Here is a 1706-nt window from a genome sequence, read left to right as displayed (position 1 = left end):
CTTCGGCACCTGGCGGGCGTCGTGAAGCGACCGACCGCCGCACGCTGGTCGTTGGACGCGGCATTTCGGTGCAGGGTTCGATTCAGGATGCCGAGCGCCTTGTTGTCGAGGGAACGGTTGAGGCCACGCTGCTTCAGGCTACCGAGCTTTCGGTTGCACAGGGCGGTGTCTTCCGCGGTGAAATCGAAGTTGAGGATGCCGACCTTGCGGGCACGATCGACGGCACACTGACCGTTCGTGGCAACCTGACCGTGCGTGCTACGGGCCGTCTGATTGGCAAAACGCGCACCCGCCGCCTGCAGGTCGAGGATGGTGGCCAGATCACGGGTCATCTGGAAATGATCACAGGCGACATGCCTGCTCGCCCGGCCCCTGTCGAAGCCCCCGTCCCCGCAACTGAGAAGACTGAAGAGACCACCCCTTCAGCCTGATCCGTTTTGGCGACAGGCAACAAAAAAAGCCCGGTCCAGCAGGACCGGGCTTTTTTTATTCATCCTTGTTCAGGCTCGTTTCAGCCAACGCTTTCGCGACGGTCACGCAGCTTCACATAAGCAATCGCGCAATGCTCGGCGCAGTAGGGCTTGCCGGGAACGGGCTTAGCTCCGCAGAAATGGAAACCGGGGGTTCCAGGATCGCCGTTGGGCCAGCAGCAGGCCGGACCACGACGCGGCGACGTATCGGCCGTCAGCGGGCGCAGAAGCGGGCGGAGCATCAGATCTGGCGCCATGGTCTTGGCCTCTGCGGATTTGCGGGGCGGAGCGGATTTCGCGGCAGTGGCAGGCTCATCTTCGCTTGTCGCAGCAGGACTGGCCGAAGCCGATCCGGCAGCAGACGATGTCGGCGTGGCGGCGGTTGGACGGCTAGCCATGACCGGGGCCGGCGCATCCTCTACCAGTGCAGCAGGTGCTGCCTTGACGCCGACAAGCTCACTTGCCTTTTCCTGCACCGCCTCGACGGGTTTTTCAGCAGCTTTGACAGGCGGCTTTTCACTGGCCGGGATTGCGACCGGTTCCACCGCTTTTGGCGCGACAGCTTCAGCAGGCGGCGCCGATGTGGTATCCACGCCCGTCTCAGGAGCAGCATCCTTGCGGGCCTTGGCTGCGGCACGGATGGGAGAAGGGCGTGGCGGCAAACCAAGACGATGAGCCTTGCCCACAACAGCATTCTTCGTGATCGAGAGCTGTCGCCCGATCTCGGCTGTCGATAGTCCTTCCTGCCAAAGCGTCTGAAGACGGGAGATTATTTCGTCAGTCCATTCCATCGCCCGTGCTCCTCATTCAGTCCTGTGACGTAAAACTAGGGTGTCGATACGACTTGCTCAATCCGTAAATCGGATTTTTCTATAATGAGACTGGCGCATAAACACAGAGCTCTTGCTCGAGTCAATCTGAACCCGCGTGAATTACCAAAGAATGACGTGACAATCTCTGACAGGGGCTGCCGGTCGCTGATCCCCTTCAGCATTTCCTCTCAGGCTTCGCCTGAGCCGCGCCCTGCCTACGCATGATGCCTCCGGGCGATACCGCGGAGCAGGATCTAGCACCAAATCAGAGCAGTCTTCAGGCCTGATCATTGCGGATCAGCCGTACCGAGCGGCCTTCAACGGCAAGCTGGATATCACCTCGCAAGAGCGCAAGGGCATCCTCGCCGAAAACGGCACGGCGCCATCCCTTGAGAACCGGGCTATCGGTTTCACCCAGCGCCAG

2 protein-coding genes and 1 pseudogene are annotated in these 1706 nt (G+C 61.0%); 1 reads left to right on the top strand and 2 read right to left on the bottom strand.

What is annotated here, in order from left to right; translation table 11 throughout:
* On the top strand, nucleotides 1-431 hold a 431-nt coding region (locus tag P792_RS34385; RefSeq protein WP_023979820.1), incomplete at its 5' end, for a polymer-forming cytoskeletal protein.
* 80 nt (nucleotides 432-511) lie between these two features.
* On the opposite strand, the gene P792_RS34380 is transcribed toward P792_RS34385, so the two are convergent.
* Together P792_RS34380 and P792_RS39410 are read right to left on the bottom strand one after the other, a co-directional pair.
* Complete coding sequence (locus P792_RS34380) at nucleotides 512-1261, bottom strand: GcrA family cell cycle regulator (RefSeq protein ID WP_023979819.1); 750 nt, start codon at nucleotides 1259-1261, stop codon at nucleotides 512-514.
* A 298-nt stretch (nucleotides 1262-1559) separates the two neighbouring features.
* Nucleotides 1560-1706: pseudogene (locus tag P792_RS39410) on the bottom strand (ribonuclease D); the annotation flags it as partial.

Origin of the sequence: Asaia sp. SF2.1, assembly GCF_000505765.1 — a bacterium.
Classification (GTDB): Bacteria; Pseudomonadota; Alphaproteobacteria; order Acetobacterales; family Acetobacteraceae; genus Asaia; species Asaia bogorensis.
Note: the sequence above shows the minus strand (reverse complement) of the source record. Positions and strands in the feature narration are given on the sequence as shown.

What these genes read in the sequence shown, in the direction of transcription:
- P792_RS34380 (WP_023979819.1), bottom strand. Translation starts at nt 1,261, where the DNA reads ATGGAATGGACTGACGAAATAATCTCCCGTCTTCAGACGCTTTGGCAG.